This is a genomic window from Streptomyces niphimycinicus, from assembly GCF_018883605.1.
In the GTDB taxonomy this organism is placed as follows: Bacteria; Actinomycetota; Actinomycetes; order Streptomycetales; family Streptomycetaceae; genus Streptomyces; species Streptomyces niphimycinicus.
Genome location: NZ_JAHLEM010001341.1, coordinates 1 through 482, shown reverse-complemented (window position 1 = coordinate 482; position 482 = coordinate 1). Strand labels below are relative to the sequence as shown.

The window sequence follows — 482 nt, the reverse complement described above, 5'->3', positions numbered from 1 at the left end:
CGCGGCGGCCAGGGCCCAGCCCGCCGGGCCGCCCCGGAAGCGCTCGTCCAGCAGGACGATCCCGATGGCGGCGGCCGCCACCGGGTTGGCGAGGGTCAGGGTGGCGAGGGGTGCGCCGAGGCCGCTGCCGTAGGCGCTCTGGGCCAGCAGCAGACCGCTCACCGCGAAGACCGCGACCAGGACGGCCACGATCACGGTCCGCCAGGACACCAGGGCCGCCCCGGGCGCGTGGGAGCCGGCGAGCGCGACGGTGAGGGTCTGGGTGAGCGCCGAGGCGACGCCGGAGGCGACCCCGGACGCGGTGGCGTACCGCAGACCCCGGCCCGAGGCCCCGCGCCCGGTGCGCCCCGGCCGGACGCACAGCGCGATGAACACCAGCACGACGCTCGCGAGCCCGACCGCCTGCGGCAGGCTGAGCGTGTCGCGCGGGGCCTCCCCGGCGGTGACCGGCAGCAGGGCGCCGAGGCCGATCAGCGCGAGGG

1 protein-coding gene is annotated in these 482 nt (G+C 79.0%); it reads right to left on the bottom strand.

Going from position 1 to position 482, the window contains the following annotated elements:
* Positions 1 to 482: DMT family protein (locus KN815_RS49660; protein ID WP_507229945.1), on the bottom strand; the 482-nt coding region annotated here is incomplete at both ends.